This is a genomic window from Paenibacillus sp. FSL E2-0190, from assembly GCF_037992965.1.
Lineage (GTDB): Bacteria > Bacillota > Bacilli > Paenibacillales > Paenibacillaceae > Paenibacillus_AQ > Paenibacillus_AQ odorifer.
In genome coordinates, this window is sequence record NZ_CP150306.1 from 6,665,543 (window position 1) to 6,690,934 (window position 25,392).

The 25,392-nt window shown below is 44.6% G+C and carries 16 protein-coding genes and 1 pseudogene; 5 read left to right on the top strand and 12 right to left on the bottom strand.

Annotated elements, in window-relative coordinates:
• Window positions 1-329: 329 nt before the first annotated feature.
• The 3 genes from NST25_RS29310 to NST25_RS29320 all read right to left on the bottom strand — a co-directional run bounded on the left by NST25_RS29310 (window position 330) and on the right by NST25_RS29320 (window position 3,205).
• Window positions 330-1,727 (bottom strand): DNA-binding protein, encoded by a 1,398-nt coding sequence (locus NST25_RS29310; protein ID WP_076105042.1) that lies wholly within the window; start codon window positions 1,725-1,727, stop codon window positions 330-332.
• A gap of 164 nt (window positions 1,728-1,891) precedes the next feature.
• On the bottom strand, window positions 1,892-2,161 hold the full coding sequence (locus NST25_RS29315; protein ID WP_076099698.1) for an aspartyl-phosphate phosphatase Spo0E family protein: 270 nt from the start codon (window positions 2,159-2,161) through the stop codon (window positions 1,892-1,894).
• Between the two features lie 114 nt (window positions 2,162-2,275).
• A complete protein-coding gene (locus NST25_RS29320; protein ID WP_340393036.1) occupies window positions 2,276-3,205 on the bottom strand; it encodes a LysR family transcriptional regulator in 930 nt (309 codons plus the stop codon).
• A gap of 111 nt (window positions 3,206-3,316) precedes the next feature.
• Between NST25_RS29320 and NST25_RS29325 the strand changes: the two genes are divergently transcribed.
• Together NST25_RS29325 and NST25_RS29330 are read left to right on the top strand one after the other, a co-directional pair.
• Window positions 3,317-3,691, top strand: a complete 375-nt coding sequence (locus NST25_RS29325; RefSeq protein ID WP_340393038.1) for a CidA/LrgA family holin-like protein — start codon at window positions 3,317-3,319, stop codon at window positions 3,689-3,691.
• A complete protein-coding gene (locus tag NST25_RS29330) occupies window positions 3,685-4,368 on the top strand; it encodes a CidB/LrgB family autolysis modulator (protein ID WP_076123999.1) in 684 nt (227 codons plus the stop codon). Before NST25_RS29325 ends, NST25_RS29330 begins: the two co-directional genes overlap by 7 nt.
• Before the next feature lie 76 nt (window positions 4,369-4,444).
• Here NST25_RS29330 and NST25_RS29335 read toward each other — a convergent pair whose 3' ends face one another.
• Window positions 4,445-5,413: a Gfo/Idh/MocA family oxidoreductase gene (locus tag NST25_RS29335; RefSeq protein ID WP_076182005.1), complete on the bottom strand. Its 969-nt coding sequence runs from the start codon at window positions 5,411-5,413 to the stop codon at window positions 4,445-4,447.
• A 53-nt stretch (window positions 5,414-5,466) separates the two neighbouring features.
• Window positions 5,467-7,779 carry a helicase C-terminal domain-containing protein gene (locus tag NST25_RS29340; RefSeq protein WP_340393041.1) on the bottom strand — a complete coding sequence of 771 codons (2,313 nt, stop codon included), beginning with the start codon at window positions 7,777-7,779 and terminating at the stop codon, window positions 5,467-5,469.
• 282 nt (window positions 7,780-8,061) lie between these two features.
• On the opposite strand from NST25_RS29340, the gene NST25_RS29345 reads away from it, so the two are divergent.
• Window positions 8,062-9,927: an LTA synthase family protein gene (locus tag NST25_RS29345; protein WP_076124004.1), complete on the top strand. Its 1,866-nt coding sequence runs from the start codon at window positions 8,062-8,064 to the stop codon at window positions 9,925-9,927.
• 112 nt (window positions 9,928-10,039) lie between these two features.
• Here NST25_RS29345 and NST25_RS29350 read toward each other — a convergent pair whose 3' ends face one another.
• A complete protein-coding gene (locus NST25_RS29350; RefSeq protein ID WP_081383619.1) occupies window positions 10,040-10,471 on the bottom strand; it encodes a MarR family transcriptional regulator in 432 nt (143 codons plus the stop codon).
• Between the two features lie 243 nt (window positions 10,472-10,714).
• On the opposite strand from NST25_RS29350, the gene NST25_RS29355 reads away from it, so the two are divergent.
• Complete coding sequence (locus tag NST25_RS29355) at window positions 10,715-12,412, top strand: methyl-accepting chemotaxis protein (protein WP_340393044.1); 1,698 nt, start codon at window positions 10,715-10,717, stop codon at window positions 12,410-12,412.
• A 77-nt stretch (window positions 12,413-12,489) separates the two neighbouring features.
• Here NST25_RS29355 and NST25_RS29360 read toward each other — a convergent pair whose 3' ends face one another.
• The 5 genes from NST25_RS29360 to NST25_RS29380 form a co-directional block, all read right to left on the bottom strand.
• Window positions 12,490-14,505 carry an EAL domain-containing protein gene (locus NST25_RS29360; protein ID WP_038573706.1) on the bottom strand — a complete coding sequence of 672 codons (2,016 nt, stop codon included), beginning with the start codon at window positions 14,503-14,505 and terminating at the stop codon, window positions 12,490-12,492.
• Window positions 14,506-14,738: 233 nt separating this feature from the next.
• Window positions 14,739-16,397: a hypothetical protein gene (locus NST25_RS29365; protein WP_340393047.1), complete on the bottom strand. Its 1,659-nt coding sequence runs from the start codon at window positions 16,395-16,397 to the stop codon at window positions 14,739-14,741.
• Window positions 16,390-17,196: an ABC transporter ATP-binding protein gene (locus NST25_RS29370; protein WP_036682032.1), complete on the bottom strand. Its 807-nt coding sequence runs from the start codon at window positions 17,194-17,196 to the stop codon at window positions 16,390-16,392. Before NST25_RS29370 ends, NST25_RS29365 begins: the two co-directional genes overlap by 8 nt.
• Window positions 17,197-17,888: 692 nt before the next feature.
• Window positions 17,889-21,617 carry an S-layer homology domain-containing protein gene (locus NST25_RS29375; RefSeq protein WP_340393049.1) on the bottom strand — a complete coding sequence of 1,243 codons (3,729 nt, stop codon included), beginning with the start codon at window positions 21,615-21,617 and terminating at the stop codon, window positions 17,889-17,891.
• 73 nt (window positions 21,618-21,690) lie between these two features.
• A complete protein-coding gene (locus tag NST25_RS29380; protein ID WP_340393051.1) occupies window positions 21,691-22,461 on the bottom strand; it encodes a hypothetical protein in 771 nt (256 codons plus the stop codon).
• A 356-nt stretch (window positions 22,462-22,817) separates the two neighbouring features.
• Between NST25_RS29380 and NST25_RS29385 the strand changes: the two genes are divergently transcribed.
• Window positions 22,818-24,173, top strand: coding sequence for a dicarboxylate/amino acid:cation symporter (locus NST25_RS29385; RefSeq protein ID WP_036682429.1), 1,356 nt, complete (start codon window positions 22,818-22,820; stop codon window positions 24,171-24,173).
• An 88-nt stretch (window positions 24,174-24,261) separates the two neighbouring features.
• Here the strand turns inward: NST25_RS29385 and NST25_RS29390 are convergent.
• Window positions 24,262-25,256: pseudogene (locus tag NST25_RS29390) on the bottom strand (Gfo/Idh/MocA family oxidoreductase).
• Between the last annotated feature and the right edge of the window lie 136 nt (window positions 25,257-25,392).

A 25,392-nucleotide genomic window follows, 5' to 3' on the forward strand; every position in this document is an offset into this window, starting at 1 on the left:
TGTGCGACTGAATTTTCAGTATTTTCTGTATTTCCTCCGTTTATCCCAATTTCCTTCACCTCTATTTTAGTTAGGTCAACTAATTATTAAACACTATATTATTTAGGCTACCTAATTATATTTTCGCCAGATTGCTTTGTCAAATTATGAATGCGCTATCAATTATTACGAAAAAGAAAACTCCCCAGCACGAGTGCAAGGGAGTAGTTATGCGTATATGTATCTGTATATAGAATATTGCCAAGGATAACCTTTAGAATCCTGCTCCGTGCTCATAAGTTGTGATTGGTCCGTTACTTCCGGAACCAACTGGGCCGATAATGATGAAGCTAAACAATGCTAAAATGCCTGCCATCATCAATAGTGATTTTTTCATCTTTTCTCACCTCCCTTATCAGCTTTCTGTATTTCTCCTGTTGATTCAGAGTTGCATAGTCCCTATTGGTCTCAAACAAGGTCACGCACTTAATGAAGTCTATCCCATTATTAGTCTTAATAGATAACTCTAAAGACTGTATGATATAGTCTACACCCGTAATATATTGTCCATTGTTTATTAGATACATGGCTATTTGATAGTACAACCGATATAATCGGTCAATATTAATGGGATCTTCAAACTGTTCAAATCGTAACATTTCCCGTGCAAAACGTTTAAGCACATCGTCTACAGAAAATCTGTAATGATTAGCCGATTCCATAATAATAATGAGTCCTGGCAATATTTCTCCGGGGTGCTCAGCCAAAAAAGCTACATAGTCCGGTACAACCTTTACGTTTCCCTCCAACATTTCCAGTGTGAAACTGTTCCCAACTGCAAATAATCGGAATTGTTCTACAGCTTGCTGGCCTACTTCATCCAACATCTCAAACCAGCCTAAGTCTGCATAACCAGCGGTATATTTCTTCGCCGCTTCATATTGACCTTGCTTCGTCAACGAAATTGCTTTAAGCAAATATCCGTGTCCATAATAAACAACGAGCGGACGTTCCGTACAGAGTTCTTCTCTTCGTTTGTCTCCGCTCCTCCGCAGTTCTTGGCGGTAAACTGCATTGGCTAAAGCTCTCAACTCATCAGCATAGATCTCCATTTCTTCCCATCTGCGAAGGGCGAAACATAGCTGTGTCAGCATCAATAAACCATCTAATTGCAAATTTTCCGGAAGGCGCCCCCTAAAAGGACTAAAGCTAATGACTGCGCGTAGCTTCTCCTCCATATCAAGTGTTTGCAAAAATTTAAAATTACGATAATGACTGATCGCGAGACGTTCACTATAACTATCCGACTCGTTCTCTACTACAATCTTGTAAAAAAACATGGATTCCTGAACTTTGCCTTTATTGAATAATTTATCAGCAACAGAATAAATGATATCCAGCGGCTTGGTAGACTCTAATAATCTGCTTATAGTTTCATCAATGCAATTCTGTTTGCCCAATTCAGCACAACGAATCAAAAAAGGCTCCACTCTACGGCGTGAGACCTTCTCATCATTGAAGCATTCATCAACATACAGAGGATATAACCAACCTTCTGGAAAACCAAAGGCTTTTATAATTGCATCTACTTGTCCCAAGGACATAGGCTTCGGCGGATTTCCATGCAGAATTGCACTGAGGCTGCCTCGATTCAGGCCACAAATTTTTGAAAATGAGGCGAGATTATGGCCGGAGCGGGACAAATTTTTCTCAATTTCTGAGCGTATAGTTGTTAACTTTCCCTCCACTCGGCACCCCCAAAGTTTGACTTGAAAAGATTCTATTAATTGACATTATAGGTGAAAGTTATGGATTGTACAACAAATAGATTGTACGACAAATAGAGGAGCCTAATACGCTCCTCTAGATCAGTAACATCTTCATAGTATTATAATTCTATGTTGTTGGTAGTTTAGCTAACAGTGATGGCGGTTTTGGAACTTCTACTATAGGATGTAATGCCGGCTTTCCGGTTGCGCAAATTTTCCATCATCTTATTTTGTGCCAGCAAAATATAGCTGTCTAATCGCTCACTGAGCTCTAGAACAGCACGGTCACTAAGACTGCGTTGCTCTGCAACCTCCAGCAATTCACATCTAAGACTCTCTATAGTTACAAGTAGCTCATCTTCTTTATAATCTTTTCTATGATTATTCTTGGAGGAATTTGGATTTTGTGTCACATCTCTCTCCTTCTCTCTATCAACATCTTCTCCTATCATAAGTCATGATACCAAAAAACATATTTTCAAAAAAAAGAAAAATTGTAGAGCTTCTAACAAAAACGGAATTACTACTTATTCAGAGTCCTCCGCAAGTTCGTCAGGGAGCTCATTTGGATACTGTTCTCGCAAAAGTCCCTTTGCAAAAGCAATCCATTCGCGTGCCGCAAAAGATAAATAACGGTCTCTACGCCACGCCATAGCAAGCTGCCACGGAATTACCGGATCCGTCAAAGGCACAACGACCAATCGTGAACGATCCATATCCTTGCAAATGGTTTCTGGCAGCAATGCGATTCCCATTCCGGCAGCCACCATACGGCTAATTAAGTCCCATTGGGAGCTCTCATAGATAACCTTAGGCTGAAATCCCGCCTTCACACATTCCGTAATAATCCGATCATGCAGCGTAAAATCCTCCCGGAACAGCACAAACTCCTCTTCGGCTAGTTCACTTAACGGAACAAGGTCTGCCTCGGCCAATCTATGTCCAACAGGTAAAATAAGATTCAGCTTCTCTTCAACAAAGGTGAAGCAATGAAGTTTGGCTGTATTTACAGGCAGCACAACCATTCCGATATCCAACAAGCCCGTTTCTACATCTTCCTCCACTTTTTTCGCGCCATCCTCATGCAGACGAATAGTAACCTGCGGATAACGTTTATGAAATTGACCAATCACCGAAGGAAAAAAGCTCGCTCCTACCATTGGAGGCAGACCGATGCGGATGTGGCCCTGCTCCAAATTTCGTAAGCTATCCAGCTCAGAAGACAAGCTGGCGAACGACTCCACGATATTTTGCGCTTTGGTGAACAGAATTTCCCCCGCATCTGTAAGCCGGACACTTTTCCCTTCACGGTAAAACAAATCAGCCTCCAGCTCGATCTCCATATTCCGGATCATTTTACTGATCGTAGGTTGTGAAATATATAAGGATTCGGCAGCCCGAGTAAAGCTTTTCATTCGTGCTGCTTGGACGAAATATTCTAATTGTCTGATATCCATTTTCCAACCTCCGATCCATAGACAAAAGGAATGTCATTTATTCAATCTATTCATTTTACCTATGAAAACAATTGATGTAAACTTTCATTATCATGAAAGGAGCGAAGCCTTATGAAAAAGATTATTATAGGCTTGCTGCAGGTAGCGGGACTCACCCTATTCTCATTACTAATCAATGCTGTAACCCCATTTTTGCATATCCCTATTCCCGGAAGCATACTCGGAATGATTATATTGTTTCTTCTGCTTGAGTTTGGTGTCATTCATCTGAATTGGGTTGAAGTTGGTGCTTCTTGGCTACTGGCTGAGCTCTTGCTGTTCTTTATTCCATCTGCTATCGGCGTAATGAAATACGCCAATATTCTGGAAACTGATGGTTTACGAATCCTCGCGGTGGTCATTTTGGGTACGATTGTTGTAATGGCCAGTTCCGGATTACTTACCAGTAGAATTTACAAAGCAAAGGAGCGGAAAGGATCATGTTAAACGCTCTATTATTCTTCGGTCTTACGGTTGCTGTATATCTACTGGCGAAACGCATTTATGCTTCTAGTGGCAAAGTGTACACCTCTCCATTGATCATTACACCCGTACTTATGATTATCTTCTTACTCATCACAGGCATTACTTATGATTCTTACAATGCGGGAGGCAAATGGCTGACGGATTTGCTGCAACCGGCAACTATGGCCTTTGCAATCCCTTTGCATAAAAACTTCAAGGTGCTCAAAAAGCACGCCGCCGAAATTGCGGCAGGCGTGCTGTCAGGGACGATAACAGCGGTGATCTCTTCCATTCTGCTCGCCAAATGGCTGCATGTCAGCGGCGATCTGGCAGCCAGTCTGGTTCCACGTTCGGTGACTACACCGATCGCTATGAGCATCTCGCAAAGTATCGGCGGTGTACCGAGTATTACTGCAGTCTTCGTCATCATTACCGGGATACTCGGTACAATGATGGGCCCTACAGTACTCCGCATCTTCCGCATTGACAATGAAATCGCGCGTGGTGTATCGCTGGGAACCGCTGCGCATGGTACAGGAACATCCAAGGCCTTCGAGCTTAGTTCACTGACCGGAACCATCTCCAGTATTGCGATGATTCTGTCCGCGCTGTTATCCATAGGTGTGGCGCCAGCTTTACTCGCAATATTCCTCCACTAGGCTAACCCAGCTTGAGCCAAGGACATGTCTCTTTAGCACATCTAAGGCGGCATGTCCTTTTTTTAAGAATCCAAACTTAGAATTTAACCGGAAGTCCACTTTGTGCGGACTCGTAAGCCGCACAAGTTACTTTAAGCGTCTTGAATCCATCCTCATAGTCACTGAGAATACGCGAACGATCTCCTGTCCGTACAGCATACAGAAAAGCTTCACTTTCCACTAAATATGGATTTCCTGTGTTTTCAAATTCGGTGCTATTGCCACTTCGCACTTCCAAGAGACGATCCGGGTTCCAGTCCAGCAATCCCCGATCATTATAGAAACTAAGACCTACACTTCCTACCGGATCAGGCAGGACACATGTATTTGAAATATTAGCTATGATTCCATTCTCAAGCTTCAGAGATACGGTACCTACATCGGCTACACTCACACCTTCATGCTGCTCATGCATAATTCGATTTCCGAACATGCCGTATACTTCTTTTACCTCTCCTGCCAGATAACGCACCAAATCGACGATATGAGTGGTCTGCTCGGTGAACTGTCCTCCGGATTGCTCCTGATCACGCCACCAAGCTACGCCCGGCATGCCGCCCATCCACTGGCCCATGACCATACCGATCTTGTCACCACGTAGTGTTTCCTTGAGCCTTTTAACATTCTCTTGATAGCGGAAATGGTAACCTACCGAGGTCAATAAATTATGTTCTTTAATATCTTGCAGCAAGCTGGCAGGAATTTCAGTAGTCATACTAAGCGGCTTCTCTATAAAAAAAGGAATATCCCTCTTGATTAATGAACGTTCAATCGCACCATGAGATTGTGGAGGCACACAGATATAAACAGCATCAAGCTTCTCCGCATCCAACATCTCTGTAATATCACCATATCCAGCAGCTCCATATGGACGTGCCATATCTTCGCCTTTGGCTTTACTGCTTCCACAAACTGCCTGCAACTGGACATCAGCCATCCCTGCCAGCAAATCAGCATGTACCTTAGAGAACCAACCTGTACCCACAATACCCACTTTTATTGTCATATTATTTCCTCCTGCCGATTGATTATGAATACCCTTTCGTAGATTATAACCTCTTATGAGCGTATAAGATAATCTCTCCATTCTTCGGGAAGCAAATGCATATATGGACTCTGCAAAAAACGGTCATCCGCCAACACGATAATGCCCGTATCCGTCTCGCTGCGAATCAACCTGCCTCCGGCTTGGAGTACCTTACACATTCCCGGATAGACATAGGCATAATCAAAGCCATTTTTTCCTCTGGCATTAAAATATTGACGCAGCAGATTGCGTTCAAGACCAAGCTGTGGCAGGCCAACGCCAACAACCATAACCCCATTGAGGCGATCCCCTGGCAGATCCACACCTTCTGAAAAAATCCCTCCAAGTACAGCAAATCCCAATAACGTCTCGTCATTATCTGGACTAAATGCGGCTAAAAAACTTTCTCTAGCTTGCTCGCTCATGCCAGTATCCTGCATCAATGTCCGGATTTCAGGGTAATACTCCGTAAAGGCCTGATATACGTTTTGCAAATAGAGGTACGAAGGAAAAAACACCAGATAGTTGCCCTTTTTAGAGACCATTTGGCTCAGTGCTTTAGTCAACGGAACTAGGGAGGCTTCCCGGTCATGATAACGTGTGGAGACAGGTAAGACGGTTACTTCCCACTGCTCTTTCTGAAAAGGGGAAGACACGGTTAAACTGTAATCTTCCTCCGCTGCACCAATCATATCCCGGTAGTAAGATAATGGAGAAAGTGTAGCTGAGAACAGGATCTGACTGCGAAAGCTCTTGGACATCTGCCGTAGCAGATGCGAGGGATCCAAATTGAATAGCTTGAGATAGACATCCCCTCTACGAACCTCCGCATAGGTAATGTAGCGTTCATCATAGGTTTTAAAGGTACGGAGCATGCCCTGAACTGCAAAATAGGTATCCAAGAGGACATTTTCCCCTTCTCCTTCCCTATTCAGTGAGACAATACTGGAGCTCGGGTGAATAAGCTCCTGTTCCGCCTCCAAAGAAAATATCTCAAGCAAAGCCGGCAGCTCCTCCGGGAACGAGTCCCACTGCCCTTGCCCCTCTTCATTGCAAATTTTGCGAAGGGAGATGAAAAAAGCATTCACCGATTTAGCGGCTGTACTCAAATTCCGGTTCATTTCTTTATATTGGCGCTGGATTTCCAGGAAAGGGGCTTTCAGCAAAGAGGCGGAGAACATCTCCCGTCCCCGGTCTACCAGATTATGTGCTTCATCTACTAGAAGTACCGTTTCTCTCTTTCTTTCCTCTGTTAGCCGTTTCAGACTGATGCGAGGATCATATATATAATTGTAATCGCAGATCACAGCATCACAGGCATAGGCTGCATCCAACGAGAACTCAAATGGGCACACTTTGTGTTTGTGAGCATACAGTGCAAGGGTGTCTCTGCTCATCAGTGTCTCATGCTCTAACAGATCCATTAATGCCTCGTTGATCCGGTCATAATAACCATCCGTATAAGGACAGGAATCCTTACCACATATCCCCTCTTCGCGAAAACAGGCCTTCTCTTTAGCGGTAAGTGTGATGACATGCAGCTGAAGACCCTGCGTTAGCAACAGCGAGATGGCTTCCTGCGCGGCAAAACGGGTAACCGTCTTTGCCGTTAAATAGAACAATCCTTTAGCTTGTCCTTCGCCCATCGCTTTAAGGACAGGGAACAACGTCGACATTGTTTTCCCGATACCTGTGGGGGCTTGAGCGAACAGACTGACCTTTTCCACGACGGACTTGTATACAGCTCCTGCAAAATGACGTTGTCCCTTTCGATAAGAGGAGAACGGAAAGCTCAACTCCCGAAGACTCTGCTCCTTCTTAGCATCATGACGAACCATCATCTCAGCGTATGGAGCATATCTAGCCACTGTGTCATTCACAAATGAAATCAGTTCTTCAAAAGACAACGTTCGGTACAAGCTTTTTTGCTCATCAGTAGCCCGGTGGACATAGGTAAGCTTAACCTGAATAGAAGAAAGCTCTTGCTCCAGAGCCACCATATATGCGTACATCAGCGCCTGTGCCCAATGAACCTCATGTCCTTCATCCAGTAAATCCAGCAGTCCGGAGGTTGATTTGATTTCTTCGACCGTAAAGCTCCCATCCTCCGAGACAAGCAATCCATCACAACGCCCATCTACAACATAAAGCAGGTTTCCATAAGGAATCTCCGTTTTCAAATAAACCTCCTTGCGGTCACCTTCCTTATATTGCTTTTGGATCTTCTGATGAATTCTTGTGCCTTCGACCATAGCGCCCGTTCCATGAAAGCCGGGTTCAATGCTTCCGCTGCGAAAAACATATTCAACGAGAGTTCTAACTGATAAAGCTACTGTAGAGCTCATCCAGCATCACCTCCTTTTATTATCCATATATCCTTTTTGTTCCCAATTGCCATTTTAGTCCTGAATTCGTTGTATAACCCTGCATGAGAGCAGGAGCGTCAGCTTCAACCCTTTGTGTTCAACTTTACGCGCTTCACTAAGCTTATACTTAGGTTCTCGATTTTTGACATTCTATAGCCAGCCCTGCATAATAAATTTAATTACTATGGAATTATTTTGTCTGGGCGCTGTTTCTTCCTAGCCGGGAAATGGCGTTTTATCATGTAGAAAGAAGGCGAAGCTGTGTCATCCTTTAACTTTAAACAGTGGATCGTTAAACCTTTTGTGTTTTTCACAATAATTTTTATTCTAAAAGCTTTCTTGGCATGGGGCGTAATCTTTGACGATATATTGCCCTGGAAATCATTATTAACTGAAATCCCCTTTGCTTGGGCGCTCTTCTGTATCATTGAACGTTTTGGTTCCAAGCGCAAGCTCGGATATTACATGACCGTAAATTTATTAGTGACAGCCATTTTCTTCGCAGCCATTATGTATTTTAAATATTACGGTGTTATTGTGACTTACCATGCAGCGGAGCAGGTGAATCAAGTCACCGCCGTCAGCAACAGCGTATTCTCACTAATGGATCCATACTACCTGCTGATTTTTACAGACATCATTATTCTTGGCGTCTATTTCTTCTTTAATAAAAAAGGCCGGGTCTATAAGAAAGAGAATATCAACCACCGCCGTGGCGGAAAACTTAAGTATAGTGTTCTGTTTGCAGTCTCACTTGCTTTATGTTTGTTCAACATCTTGCCTAATAAGGCCAGTATGAACGAAATTAAGAAAGCTCAAGAAATGGGAATTCTTAATTATGAAGCTTATACGATCTTCGCTAAAGAAGAGCCTGAGCTAGTCGATTCAAGTGACATTACACAGGATGCCATCAACAAATTGAAGGGGATTAATACTGCGGCTAGTTCTCCACTTCAAGGCATCGCTAAAGGCAAGAACCTTATTATTCTTCAAATGGAATCTTTCCAGAATTTCTTGCTGGGACTTAAATTAGACGGTCAAGAAATTACACCGAACCTGAACAAGGTAATGAAGGACAGTCTTTACTTCCCTAATTTCTATCAAATGGTTGGCCAAGGGAATACGTCGGATGCAGAGTTCGTAGTTAACACTTCCTTCTACATCCCTCCACGTGGAGCGGCAACGATGTCTTATGTGGATAAGGTACTTCCAAGTCTGCCACGCGTGCTTAAAGAAAATGGATATCAGACAGCAACCTTCCACACCAATGTCGTAGAATTCTGGAACCGCGGCGAGCTGTATGACTCCCTCGGCTTCGATCATTATTATGACCGCAAATTTTTTGGTGAAGATGATGTCTTCTTCTTTGGAGCTTCTGATGATACGCTCTACAGTAAGACAGCCGATAAACTAAAAGAAATGGACCAACAGGAGCAGCCTTTTTACGCTCAAGTCATTTCAATGTCAGCGCATCACCCTTTTACTATTCCGGAAGAAAAATACCGCATGAAGCTGCCGGAGCGTTATGAAGGTACTTTTGTTGGTGACTATATCCGTTCCCAGAACTATGCGGATGATGCTTTTGGACATTTTGTAGAAGAGCTAAAAGCAAATGGTGTCTGGGACAATAGTGTAATCATGATTTATGGAGATCATATGGGATTGCCGATTTATTCCCTCGATCATGATGATAAAGAATTGATGACTGAAATCTATGGTCATGAATACAGTTATGCGGATATGATGAACATCCCTCTGCTTATTCATGCAGGTGCTGGCGTAGCATCGCAGACCATTGACGAAGTAGGCGGGGAAGTAGATATCATGCCAACCGCAGCCAGTCTGCTTGGGATTTCATTAGAGAATAACGTATATTTTGGTCAAGATCTACTCAGTCAGACTTATAATTTGCTGCCAGAACGATATTATTTACCTTCTGGTTCATTCATTGCCAGCTCAGGATTGCTTATTCCTGGTAACAGCTTTGAAGACAACACTCAGTACTCTATTTATAACAATGGAACAACGCCGAGTGCCACTGAAGACGAATATAACCGTGCCTTGAGGCTTTTACAGCTTTCCCACAGCTATATCACTCAGTTGCCTGACAAACAACCTAAACAATAAATTACAGGGCGTAGGCAGCCAACGAACAAAAACAGCAGAGCAGCGATTCTCCAATAAGGAGAACCGCTGCTCTGCTGTTTTTATAAAGATATCCATTCCGAAGCTTAGCTGACTAACGCTCCTGGTCCTCGATCATACGGTAATACTCTGCAAAGTTGCGTAGTTCTTCGGGCTTCAGTATGGATAAATGCTCCGCCAGCAGTTCTTTGGACCGGAAATGTCCTTCTTCGAGCACCTGCTGACCTTTTTCGGTGATCGTCACTACAACCGCTCTCCGATCCTTCCCATCCGGCTCACGTTTGATATAACCCAGCACCTCCAAACGGTCCAGCATCACCGTCACCGCACTGGATTTGACCTCCATACATTCTGCCAGCTGTACCACCCGCGACTTCTTTTCTTTCGCTATCATATTTAACAGACCCATCTGTGGCACCGTAAGTCCGAGTTCTTTGTGCAAAGACATTTGAGACATAATCTTACGCTGTACTCTCCACATGGATAGTCCTAGACGATCTATTAACGGATCTATTTGATGTGGCATATTTGTTCAACCCCAATCCGTTTTTAATAACTCAAGCGTACCATTAGAACTGGTTATGATTCAATGGTTTTGTCTACTAAACCATTGAAAGCATGATGGAAAGCGCAAACTTCCACCATTCTCCAATTTCCGACACAGAAATACTATATTCCATGTAAGGTTATAAGCATATCAATACGATATAATCGTAGAGGTGAGAGCTATTATCACTGAGAACATAATTTGTCAAGGTTGGTGCGAAGAATGAAATTAGCAACTAAATTAACTTGGATGATGTTCGTCGTCTTACTTCTTGTAGGATCATCCATCGGGTTTTTCGGATACCGTACAGCTTATAAGCAAGTAGACGAAGCCGCAGGTATCGAATTGGTAGGATGCGCTAATATTACAACCGGCCTGATTGACCCCGCAGACATTTCCGCATTGTTGGCAGGCGATCAAAGTAAACTGGAGGCTGTAGAGGATCGAATCGGTTGGATTGTAGCACATAAGGCTATTTTTAAAGAGGCATTCATCTTATCCTTAGACGGAAAAGTACTTGCCGCAGATTCAAGCTTCCAGGCTAGAGGTTATAAAGCAGGCGATACTTTTTATTTTTCAGATAAAGATAAGCAAATGATTACTGAGCATAAGCATTCCTCCTACTCCAAGGTTTATACATACGAAGGTACCTCACTTAAGACAGGGTACGGCCCCATCTATCAGGATCATGATCCGTCTAAACCTATAGTTGCGCTGATGGCTATTAATTTCGATGGCTCCATAATTCAAGAACGAACTCAAGATATCATTGTTCAGCCTTTTATTATCGGTGCTTCCATTCTGGTTATAGCTATTGTGGCAGCTTATCTGTTAATCCGCCGAATGATTAGTCCGTTAACGAAGCTGTCCAAAGGGGTCAACCTTGTTGCACAGGGCGACCTTACTCATAATCCTATTTTATTCAACAGCAAGGATGAGATTGGTACATTAGCCCGTGATTTCAATGACATGACCCAAAGCCTGCGCTTACTTATTACCGAGGTCAATGAGACCTCCATGCAGGTAGCCTCCTCTTCCGAAGAGCTCTCCGCCAGTGCGCAGGAAACCAACCGGGCCGGTGAATATAGCGTCAATGTTACGATTGAACTTGCCGATACCGCGAATTCACAGCTGCAGAATATGGAGGGTGAATATAAGTCTGTACAAGACCTGTCTCGTTTCATCACAGAGATTGCAGGCAATGCAGATAACGCAATGAATAATGCGGTCAGCAACGCTAATAAAGCACGTACAGGCCGTGAGGCAATGGATTCCACCACACAGCAGATGAGAGTCGTAAGTGACAGTATTACCGACCTAGCACTCATTATTGAAACCTTGGGTGGTTATTCCAAAGAAATTGAAAATATCGTGGGTACTATTGCCAGCATCGCAGAAGAAACCAATCTCCTGTCCCTGAATGCAGCGATTGAAGCCGCAAGAGCTGGAGAAGAGGGAAGAGGGTTCGCGGTCGTTGCTCATTCCGTACGTAAGCTGGCTGAGCGCTCAGCCCATTCCGCTGCGCAAATTGGCCAACTGGTCAACATCATCGTAAACCAGATGGATCAGGCTGGAGAAACTATGAAACGCTCTACAGAAGAGATGGAGCACGGCAGAGAAATGATTGCCACGGCAGGCCAGTCCTTCTCGGAAATTGAAATGTCTGTCTCGGGAATGGCCTCACAAAGCCAGCAGATCTCAGGAACGGTTCGCCAGCTTTCACTGATCTCCGACCGTCTCGTTACAACCCTTCAGAATATCGTAAATGTCGCTAATCAGACAGCCAGCAGTGCAGAGACATTATCCGCTTCCTCAGAAGAACAGCTTGCCGCAATGGAGGAAGTTGAGTCTGCAGCAGCTTTCCTGTCCTCCCTAGCTGAGAAGCTGCAAATTCTGATTGAACGATTTAAGGTTTCTTAATAGCAAAGGGGCTAGCATCCAAGCAGAGATATTCTGCTTAGACGCTAGCCCCTTATTCTATGTATTGAGATCATCTGCTACGATACTGCTGTATTCGCTATAAACCACTGGCCCAGCTCATGCACCGGCATTGGCCGCCCATAATAATAACCCTGCATCACTCTGCAGCCTAAGGATTGCAGCAGCTCAATCTGCTCTGGTGTCTCCACACCTTCCGCCACGACCTCCATATTAAGATTGGTGGCAATCGCAATGATATTACTGATAATGGCTTTCTTGGAATGCATCTTGCTCTTACGAATAAACACTTGATCAATCTTGAGTGTGTTAACTGGAATCTCGTCTAAATTACCAAGGGATGAAAAGCCTGTCCCAAAGTCATCCAGTGATACCCTTACCCCAAGTGCCCGAAGTCTGGAGAGCTGCGCAACCGTCTCTTCCATGTTATTCATCGCAATGGACTCTGTAATCTCCAGTTCAAGGAAATGCGGCTCTAGACCTGAACGTGTGAGTGCTTCTTCTACAACATCGTATAAGCCCCCGCCCTCAAACATCCGTGCTGACATATTAATAGAGACTGCGACATTTGCTATCTCTTCCTTATGCCAAAGCATGTTCTGGCTGCATACATCATGCAGCATCCAATAGGTAATCGGGACAATCAGTCCCGTTTCCTCTGCAATGGGAATGAATTCAGCCGGGGAGATTATCCCATGTTCAGGGTGCCGCCAACGCAGCAGTGCTTCAAGACCAACGGTAACGTTCATATACGAATCCCATTTTGGCTGGTACACAACCATAAACTCGGAGCGTGCCAGCGCTTTACGAAGATCCTTCTCCAGCGACATCCGTCGCAGCTGATGGCGGTTCATCTCCTGATCGAACACACTGAATTTATTCTTACCCGAATCCTTAGAGGTATAAAGAGCTGTATCGGCCGCCTTCATTAACGCTGAGCGGTCAGTTCCATGCATAGGGGTCATACTGATCCCCACGCTTGCAGTAACATATAGCTCATTACCTTGAATACTGTAATATTTCTTAAGCTCATATAAAATGTGCTCTGCTTCCTCTTGCGCATCCTCCACAGTACAATCTGGAAGAGCGATCAGGAATTCATCTCCGCCCAAACGAAAGACCTTGCCCTTACTTCCTACAGAGCGTCTTAATCTTATAGCGACCTCTCGCAGTAACAAGTCTCCTATATCATGTCCAAGCGTATCATTAATCGACTTAAACCGATCCAGATCCACAAAAAATACGGCGCCAGATCTACTCCCGAAAAATTCATCTTTAAAATAACGTACCAGGCCATGCCTGTTCGGAAGATCGGTTAGCGGATCATAATAAGCCATCCGTTCCAGCACATGCCGGTCCAGAAATACAGCACCACCAGAAATCGCAAGCATAAATAGCGTTACCAAGGACACTCCCATTAAAAGAATAACATCAGTCTCCATAAAAAAAGTTGTATTGCCTAGTAGACCGTTATATTCAAAATGAGTCGCCCTTACACTCGTATAATGCAATCCAGTCACCGAAAATCCGATAAAGAGAGCAGAGTATAACTTCCAGCGGTTAAAACCCACATAGTCTTTAAACTTGTGAAATAGAAATAATCCGATAAAAGACGAGAGCATAACGAGGATTACAGCACATGTCTGAGTCCATATCTCATAATGAATCTCCGCTGCGATCTTCATGGAGGACATTCCGATATAATGCATAGCCGAAATTCCGCTGCCTAGAAGAACACCACTAACTATTAAACAACTTTTTCTTAAACGTGGCACAAACGTAATCCGGAATGCCGAATAGCAGCACAACACACCAACCAATAACGATAATACAGCCCTGCCTGGATAATAATTCACGCTAAAAGGAAAACGGCTCGCCATAATCCCTACATAATGTATCGACCATATGCCACTGCCGAGTACACATGCCCCCGATATTAACCATAAGCGTCGAACTTTCCCAAACGAACGAGGGACTTGCGAGATCAGATTCAGCGCGGAATAAGCTGCAGTCGCCGCTAGCGCAAATGATAGTAAAACAATCCAAACGTTATAGTGGATTCCCATTTTATCCATTAGTTAACCTCTTCACCGGTTTTGAATACCGTAATCGCTGCAGCGTATTTCTCAAGTAAAAAATCAGTACACGAATATCAGATAAATGGAAGAGTGCGTAAAGATTATAGGTTATCCCTGAAAAGCAACTTTAGATGTATTCTACCTTGTATTCAGCCGATTGTCTAAGAAAATACTGGAATTTATACCCTTTTTTTATGTCGGCAAAAAATGTCCATATTTGACGCATTCACTCACCCCAAAAAGTTGGATATGTGACCTGTGGTTGATGGGGTTTTGGGGAAGGTCTTTCGCCATAACCATTGATTCAAAACTACCAGAACTAACAGATAGATGTAAATTCCTCCGGTAAATAAAGTGAAGACATAATGAATACCCGCCATCCCCATCAGCAAAAACATAAGCATGAAGGCGACTCCAGTATAATCCTTTTGTTTGGCTGCCTCATAACGCTCTGAAAAAGGTAAGCTCCGGGGATAAACACGAAAGCAGATGACTGAGAAAATCAGCATGGCGAATAATACCACTACTAAATCAGGTACAATGTGCACACCGAACAACAGAATGAACAATACCGCATCTACAGCAAATAAAGGCAAGACTAGCCGTAGCAATGCCGCCTTAAGCATCCCACGGTAAATAGGCGTGCTATCGGGTAAAGGAATCAGCCTATAAATCCAAGCTCCTTTATAACTTGTAGAGTAGCGTAACATCTGTATTACAGTCTGCATTAACATCGTGCAGAAATAGATTAACAAGTACACTTTTGAACCTTTAAGGGAACCATCATAACTATTCTGCAATATACCAAATATAAAAATAAACGGGAATGCGATAGAAAAGCCAAGTGCAGGATAGACCTTCAGCTTAAAATCGCGCTCATTCTTCATCATGGACCAAGTAAACCGAAAGAAAATCCCCTCTGCCGGTTCCTTGCATACTCTGCGCGAGAGCCACTCTGCGATCTGGCCCTTGTCTTTTCCACCGGAGCCTTGCTCCGCCAGCTTTTGCAAATTCCGTTCAAACTGCGGCATCAGCTTAATATACGCTGCGATCAGTACAAGTGGGGTTATCAAAGCCAGCATTGAAAGAATGAAGTAATAGGGTTCTCTAGCTCCACCAAGCAACAGTTCAAACGGAGCCGCGAACCAAACCGGAAAAATAAAGTACTGCCACCAAGCAGGATGATAAGCAGCGCCAAGCTCAGTGAGGTTGAACAACCGGGAGATGAATTGATAGCCCACCATTATTCCGATCGTCAGAAGGATTTGCGTATAATTTATAATATCCTTGAGCTTCTCCCCATCAAAAAACCGCATGATCATCAGGTAGAGCAGTGCAGTTATTACGAGGATAAAACAGTCTAACAAGACAATTGTCACCGCATACATCAGAAAAAAAGCGATCCCCTGCTTAAATAGGCTAAATACCAAAGATGGACCAGTGATCGACAATGTAACTGTCCCTAAGTAGAGGAGAACGTGGATGGTTTTGGCCATATTTAAGGTGGTACGGTTGACGGGTTTGGAAAAAAGAATATTTTTATCACGTAAATCAAGCATTACTGAAGAAAAGTCAGAGATCAGGGTTGTGGAGACAAAAAACATAATGATCCCAAAGGTTAAGCTCATTTGCAGCATATAGTGATCGTTGGATAGCGTTAGCGGAATTAATATTAAACCAAATAGTAAATAAATCCACTGTAATCGCAAGGGTGAACCTTCTTTAGCGTTCTCCTTTTTCTGCATACCTGCAAGCGCTGTAGGCGTTCTTCTTCCGTCCATGGTCAGTTTGATCTGTAAAATACTCCGCATGGTGTCGTAATCGACTCCAAATCTTATAAAGGCACCCCGCAGCTTATCCAACAGCCTCAGCACGAAGAAATCAGTCATAAGAGGATACCTCTTGCTCCTGCATGACCGCAACAAATTCACCAGCGATATCACGGTATTTATCAAATCCGGTTAATTGATTGAAAATATCTTCAAGCGTCCCTTCACGGCCTTTCTCTTTCAGCTCTGCAAAACTTCCGTCCGCCACAATATCCCCGCCATCAATCAAAATGATTCGGCTGCTGATTTTCTCAACCACATCCATGATATGTGAGGAGTAAAAAATGGTCTTCCCCCGTGCCGCCAGCGATGCAAAAATCTCCTTCACTATCATCACGCTATTAGCATCCAAACCACTCAGCGGTTCATCCAGGAATAAAATATCAGGGTCATGCAGCATGCTGGAGATAAGCAGCACCTTTTGCTTCATCCCTTTTGAGAACGAAGAAATCCGCATATCGTAAGACTTCTCCAAACCTAGCAGTGTAGTTAATTTTTTGGCCTTGTAGTCCGCCTCGGCACGACCTAGCCCATACAGCTCGCCAACAAAGGTTAGATACTCTCTTGCAGTGAGGCTATCATATAATTCGGCTACCTCCGGCACATAACCTATACGTTTCTTGTAAGAAACATCTCCATCGGCAATATCCTTACCGAAAATCTCCACTTTACCGTTATATCCTTCTACCAGACCGAGCATAATCTTCACCGTTGTACTCTTGCCTGCCCCGTTAGGGCCGATATAACCAATAATTTGTCCTCTATATACCTTAAGATCAATTCCCTTTAGCACCATTCGGTCTGTATAGTTCATCCATAAACCTGAAATCGCTATGACCGGATCGTCAGCTAAACCCATATCTCAGTCCCCTTTCTAGTAACTAATCAATAATGTGAAATATTACTACTTTATGTAATTACAATAATTGTATCATTTAGTAGAATCCTCTTCCATGATTTAGTCTGCTAATCTTATGTCTAGTTAAAAAAGAGTGGCCATTAGGCCACCCACTAGAGATTTATAGCGAAAGGCAGCACCACCGATGCCACGAAATGGCTGTTGGCACCCCCTCTATTTGAGCAAACCAGACTAAGATCAGCGTACGTTTGGTCGGGTAGCATTTATAAGTAAGAGAGCGAGCACGCTATCGGACACAGCTGACCTTATACGCGGCTTTTTACCTCATTTGGAGTGCTAAAGGACCCTATAGTCGCTATCAGCATGAAAAACACCATAAACGCACCTTTTTCAAAGCGATAGCGTCGCTGGAGTCCGAAACTATGCCCCAAAGGCTGGAAAGTGGAAAATAACGTCATCTGGGTCCGAAAGCCGCGCCGATAATGAATGAACTGCTGAATCAAGCGGGCATGAGGGCATGAGGGCAAGCGGACAGGGCAAGGGCAACCAGCCAGCCTGCTAACAAACAAAAAAACAGAGCAGCGATACTCCAATAAAAGAGGAATCGCTGCTCTGCTGTCTTAGCCAAACCAAGTCGCCGCATTCATAGTTGAACGCTACTTACGTGACGTCCGCTATGTCTTAGTGGCTGATTATTTGGATAGCAAATTGTAAATAACCTGTGCTGCTTCTGCTCTTGTAGTGACTTCTTTTGGATTGAGTTTACCGTTCGCTCCGGTCACTACGCCTCTCTCTACCAGCGCTTGAAGGGCTTCTTGTGCATAACCAGCGATCTGTCCAGCATCACTAAAGCCGGCAAGCGTGGCCGCTGTCTTCTCAGATGGCAGTTCACCTAGCGCTACAAGCGAGCGGTACAAGAGTGTAAATAGCTCCTGCCTAGTGATCTGAATATCTGGCTGGAATTGATTATCTCCCGAACCGGTTGCTACCCCAAGACGCTTAGCTGTAGCAAGATAATTCGTATAATACGTATTACCTGCATCTGCAAAATTATCAGCAGCAATGGCATCCGGTGTGATGTCATAAGCCTTGAGCAACAAGACGATGAACTGCCCTCTAGTGATTGCAGCATTAGGACTGTAATGTTCAGCATCCGTACCAGATGTGATACTGCGTGCTGCTAAGAAACCTACTGCATGGCTATACCACGATGCATCTGGAACATCTGCAAAGCTCACCTGATTATATCCAATAATATATTGGGAGAAATGTGTGGTTACGAAATCTACAGTTCTCTTGGCGGCATTGTAATTTCCACGTACATTGTCCAAACTTCCAGTGCTGTTAATGTGATACACAATAACCGCATCTGACCGTTCTCCCGCTTGCAGCACATACGGTACGCTGATACGAACACTCCCCCCACCGAAGGTGGAAATCGTACTTTCACCCGCTATAACCGACAAGTCATAAACCGGTCTGTCTCCGAGAACAGCCTTGCCTTCTGCCGTTAATGACACCTTCGCGATTCTAACAATGATGTCTCCGGCATCTGAAGCTGCACTAATGCTCGCCAATGATTTGGCATCAAACGTAATCGTACCCACATTCTCATAATCAATGGTAATCTCCGCCTTCGTTCCGGCGGCTAACTCATTAATTATGCTTCTTGGAAGTATAAGATCAGCTGTTTGAGTATCCGAAGTAGCTGCAACTTTAATTTCAAGAACAGCTTTCTTCCCATCAGCTGCTGCCTTCTTAGCGAGACTCACAAATTCAGCAGCCGTTTCTTTTGTGATCGTAGCAGTAGTAACTCCTGTGGTTTTATCCGTTTTAGTTGCTGCTGTTGCTGATAGGTTCACGGTACTCCCTGCTGTTGCCGTAGCAACCAGTTGCGGGCTTGCCGATGGTGTTGGTGTAGTCGTGCTCGGTGTAGAATTGCCACCCGATCCACTTGTTCCACCTGTTCCAGGATCTGAAATAGGCACATAGGCCGGAACCACAATGTCAGTCGCTGGACTTGCCTTATAACCTTCTTTGGCTGCGTATCTCACTTGATACGTGCCCGGTATTAATCCTGTGATTTCTTTATCTGGTGCATACACATAATTAGTTACACTCGACAGCTTATATTCTAAGGCTGTCGTGGTTCCCGTAATTCTTCCATCGTTGTTCGCTGCTGAGGTAGGAGCAACTCCCTGTAACCCAGTTGGGGCTGCTTGTTCCGCAGTGAATGCTGGAACGATTACATCTGCTGCTCTACCCGCGTTAAATCCTTCTTTAGCTGCGTATCTTACCTGATAGATACCCGGCACCAGTCCAACGATCTCTACATCTGATGCGTAGACATAATCGGTAACGGTAGACAGCTTATATTCCAGCGCTTTCGTAGTTCCTATAATTTTACCGTCGTCATTAGCTGCACTGGTTGGTGCTACACCTACTAATCCTGTAGGTGCCGCTTGCTCACCATATGCCGGGACTTCAACTGTAGCGTCTTTACCAACGCTGTATCCCTCTTTTGCCGCATATCGCACATTATAGAAGCCCGGAGTAAGACCAGTGATAGCCGCACCTGTTACAGGCTTATAATCAGCTTCTCCAACGCCTTTATACTCCTGTCCTTCCGCTGAACCCGTAATTTGCCCATCATCATTAGCTTCAGAAGTAGGGGCTACGCCTACCAGTCCTATCGGAGCTGCTTGTTGATGGGTGTAAGCAGGAACTTCCACACTTACGTCTTCGCCAGCATTATAAGGAATGATTGTGGGTCCAGCTGCGGAAGTTGGCCCTTGATAGCCCGATGTTGCGGCATATCTTACCTTATAAACACCAGGTGCAAGCCCTGTGATGGCTGATCCCGAAACTGGGGTGTAAGCCTCGTCTACAGCAAGCTTAAATTCCAATGCTGAACTGGTGCCTACAATTTGCCCATCCTTATTGTCGGCTGCAGTTGGTGCTACACCCGTAAGTCCTGCCGGCACAGCTTCGAGTCTGGAGAATATTTTATCCAGCGCTGTTGTAGTGTTATTGTATCTGGCTCCGATTGGGTAATTAGCCTGCACGTAATCCGGTTGGATATTCGTCCAGCTGTACATAAGTTCAACATGCCCTAGAATCGGTGTGTTTTTGCCTCCTGCATCCTTATTGTCCTTGTTATAAGTGAACAGATATGGAACCTGAAGTCTGTCTCCGCTCACGGTGTTTCCAAGTCCATCTACATAACTAATTACAGTTGGCTTAGCAGCTGTATTGTTTTCGGTCTTGATATTAGTCAGATAAGTACGAACCAGATCAACATAAAGCTGCGCATACGGATGATTGGTGGTTCTAATCTGAAGCTCATTATTATTATGCGGATTCGCACTGCCCTTAGTGCCGCTGTTGTTATTAGGCTCAGCAACGGTCACACCAGCATCCAGCTTAGTGTCGAAGAAGTAGATCTTATGGATATTATGTTTTTTGGCATATTCGTTGATATATTTAATCACCGCTTGCGTGTTAGGGCACCACGAGCCGCCTAACAAAATCGCATAGTTTCCCTCACTCGCTAAAATTTGCTTCAGCTGATGATAGGTCACATGTTCATAAACAAGCGTGCCATCCGCTTCGTTGAAGATCGTAGGTTTGCCCTCATTTTCCCCTTCATAGTTCTTATTAAATGCAGCCTTGATATAAGCCGACTCGTCGATAGTGTCATATCGGGAAGCGGCACCCAGCACCTCACTTACTGATGTTTTATACGCATTAACCTTCGCCGCATCAAGTGTTCCGTTCGTCAGGAACTCATTCCACGAATAGCTCTTATCCAGATAGGATACGACAGGAGCACTATTTCCCTGTGCATCCTTGTGATCCTTGTTGTATACCAATAAGAATGGAGACTCGAGCTTGTTAGCAGTCACAACTTCCCCGTTTGTATTGGTATAGCTGACATTGCGTTCTGGATCATCTTTGGAAGACAGATTTAAATTCTTCAAATACTTGTTGACCAGATCAACATATTTATAGGCAAATTTATTATTGCTGTCTGCAATCTGAAGGGTGTCCCCGTCCAGCTTAGTATCAAAGTTATAAATCGTTGAGATGCCATATTCCTTGGCTGCCTCGTTGATAAAGCCGATATCGGCCTGTGTATTCTCACTCCAAGCGCCGCCAACCAGAACAGCGTATGTGCCTTCACTCTCAAAAAGATGAACGATATCTTCATACGTCGCTGTTTTAAATACATGGTTAGCATCATTTAGACGGTCATAGACATGACTGAAATAGTCAAACTGGTTAACGCCGCCTTGGGAAGAGGTTATCGCTTCTGCGGTATCCGGATTAGCATAAGCTCTCCCTGCCTGAGTAGGCAGGATTAGCAGGGAGGCTGCCAGCAACAGCGTTACAATTTTTTTGAAGGTTAATGGTCGTATCATTATGTGCACCTCGCCTTAAATAGGTTTATGGGATGAATGGGCTGAAAGGAATCCTGAATGAGCCTGCTGCTCATCAAGGACAAACCTCTTCCTCAGCGGCTGGTGCCGGTGCGGGTGCCTGAACCGTTTCCACTGGAGCAGCTGCTGGCGCGCTGACTGTAGATGCAGGTGCAGAAAACGATGTTTTCGGTTGAGAAGACTCAACTACCGGAGCCGGGGTTGCCTTAACTACCTCTGTGGTAGAGAAGGTTATAGCCTTTTTGGAAGGTGTCTCCGTTGCTTTTGCTACGGGAGCTGCAGTTTCCTTAGGCTGTTCAGATACAACAGGAGCGGCAGTCGGCTGAACGGCTTTAGCGGTTACGTTTGCTTTTGGAGCAGTCGTAGGCGCAGCAGTTGGCGCAGGCGTTGCTGCGCTGGTTTGCGGTTTAACAGATGCAGATACCGTTGTTGCAGCTGTTGCCGTCTTAGCGGTGTCCGCAGCCGGGGATGCAGCTGCTTTAGGCTGAACTGCACCCGCTTCTGGAGCTGCTGAAGCCACAACCTTCGCCGCAGAATCAACAGCTGCGGCTGGGGCCGTAGTCGCTTCTGCCGTGACTGTCTCAGCTGCTGGAGCCGAAGCTTCCGGCTGGACAGCTTCTGTTACAGCAGCTGCAGTAGCTTCTGCCTGAACAACAACTGCTGCCGCAGAAGTAGCTGCTGGTAAAGCTGCTGCGGTTACTGCTGTATTACTACTCTCTTGAATGGGTGCTGCCTCTGCTGTTTTTTTGTTAGCGGATACTGCGGCATACGTCAATGCGGAGAAGACGATAGCGGCGGCAACCAAAGAGATCGAAAGCTTTTTCATATGTGTACCATCCTTTTCAAATAAAATAAGAAACCCCTTCACTACATTCTTGTACCTTAAATCCGTAACTCTCCCTTCTCTAAAGTAAAAAAAAAGAGACTCAACGGGACGCAATTTACGCGTCTTTCGTTGAATCTCCGGCTGTCCAGTCGATTCCAATTGGCTTGTGATTAAGTTCCATATTATTCATGCCATAGTGCCTTGTCAATCAATTTTTATTTTTCACATGGTTTTTATCGGAATTGATTATTTTTAACATATAATTACATTGACTTTACTATAAATTCTATATAGATTGATCTCAATAGGATTAATCACATTAAAAAACTAGGTTTAAGGGGGTATTGGTAGTGAACATAGATAACAACTTATTATCCGCCATCGAAACGAACTGGTATGGATTTGTCGCCTCCATATTTGTGTTTGCAATTTTGTTTCTACTGGCACGTAAACGAATTGGATTTGGTACCCGGGTACTCATCGGACTTGGCATCGGACTTATTGCCGGTATATTCTTTCAGTACTTCGATTTAGAGACCAAAGCTATTAGCACATTCGGCAGCATTTATGTCAGCTTGATCCGCATGCTCGTCATTCCTTTAGTATTCGTACTCGTATTAAACAGCATTTCTTCCTTAACCAATCTGGAGTATCTACGCAAAATCGGGATCAAAACCTTCGCCTGGTTCCTCGGAACAACGGGCATCGCTTCTATTATCGGCCTATCCGTTGCGCTGCTGTTCAATCCCGGCCAAGGTATACAACAAGATGTCCCCGCAGATTTTGCAGCCCGGGAAATCCCGACCTTCTCCCAGGTTATCCTCGATCTTGTTCCATCTAACCCTGTTAATGAAGCAGCTACGGGTAAGGTTGTGCCTCTACTCATTTTCGCGATCTTCCTAGCAGTGGCTATAATCAAGATTGGCTCCAAGAAACCGGAAGCCGTCAAGCCTGTACGTGATCTTATTGAATCCCTGACACTGATACTGCATCAGGTTGTGAAATTCATTATTCGTCTGACGCCTTATGGCGTATTCGCACTGATTGCCGGAATCACCGCACGTTATGGCTGGGAGACGTTGCAGGAGCTAGGCAGTGTAATTATAACCTCGTACGTAGCAATGATTATACATTTTGTACTTATCTTTGGCGGATTGGTTCTATTAGTAGCAAAGGTGAATCCAATTCGTTTCTTCCGCAAAGTGTATCCAACCATTACCGTCGCCTTCACAACCAGAAGCAGCTACGCAACCCTACCGGTCAATCTAGAAGTGATTACGAAGCGGCTTCATGTCTCCCCGCGGATCGCGAGCTTTATCGCACCGTTAGGGGCATCTGTGAACTTTAATGCGTGCGGTGGGATTTGGCCAGCTATTGTGGCTGTATTTACCGCCCAAGTATTCGGTATTGATCTGAACTGGACCGACTATATTACACTGGTATTAGTAAGTATTATTTCTTCCATTGGTGTAGCTGGCGTACCTGGACCAGCCGTAATCTCCACCACAGTAGTCTTAACTGCTCTCGGCCTGCCGCTTGAAGGAATCGCTATCGTTGCAGGTGTTGAAGCGCTCATCGATATGGGCCGTACTGCTGTAAACGCAACTGGAACAGCTGTAACAGCTCTGTTAGTAGCTAATTCCGAAGGTGAATTTGACCGCGAAGCGTTTAATAGCAATGATGACGATGATATTCTCTTGAGCACCGTGTAAAAGCTGAAACTGTAAAAACCTCCGGAATCTGCGTAAAGCAGAGCGCCCGGAGGTTTTTTTTGCATAGATTCCTATTGGATTCATCTTCTTATAGCATACTAATTCTTTCCCGCTTTTTAGCAGAAGCTAGACAAGTCTCGATCAATTGCATGCCCAGCACTGCATCCTCAGGTGCAAATAATTTTTTCCCTGTAAATACTGCGGCGGCAAAATCATCGACCTCCCGTGTATAGGGATTCGCCCCGGTGGCATCAACCCGTCTTACCCCTTCACCCGTATGCACAAAAAATTCAGCATCCTCATCTCTAGCATTAAAAGGCATAGGCACTTCAATCATTCCATCGGTCCCCAGAATCTCTAACAGCTGGCGGTTATATGCCCACATCCCGCAATCAAAAATCAGGCTTAGCCCCTTCGGAAACTCTACCAGTCCTGAAGCCATCATATCTACGTTGTCATGCTCCGGAGAGAACATAGCATGAACTGTTACGGCTTCTGGCTCAGCTCCGAACAGCAGTCGTGCTGCACTTAGCGGATAACAGCCGATATCATAAAGCGAGCCGCCGCCCCAAGCGGATTTAAAACGAATATTAGAGGTGTCTGTAGCGTCATTATAAGTAAAAGTGCCTCGAATGGAGCGTAATTCGCCAATTTCTCCGCTAGCGATAATCTCTTGCAATTCCGCAATCCGAGGATGATGCCGATACATAAAGCTTCTGCCAAATGGACTCCAGCATCATTACAAGCTTTTACCATCTCAGCCGCTTCTTCACTGTTCAGCGCGATCGGTTTCTCACATAAGATATGTTTGCCAGCTTCCGCCGCACGGATTACCCATTCCCGATGGAGGTGATTTGGCAGTGGAATATACACCGCATCAATATCCTTATCCGCCAGTAATTCCTCATAGCTGCCGTAAGCTTTATCTATTCCGAACTCTGCGGCTACAGCGCTGCTTTTTTCTAAACCGCGACTGGCTACCGCTGTAATCATTCCCGTCTCCGAATCCATTATAGCCGGCATCACTGAACCTGTCGCAATCTGCGCACAGCCCATGATTCCCCAGCGAAGTTTTTGCACCATCGTTGCTAACCTTCTTCCTTATAGATTACTTACTATACTTAAAGCCACCTTATCATAGAATGAAACGTTTCTCTAACAGAAAGAAGCCTGCAAATTGCAAAAAAACAGTGCCAAAAGGAGCTCCAACCCCGATAGA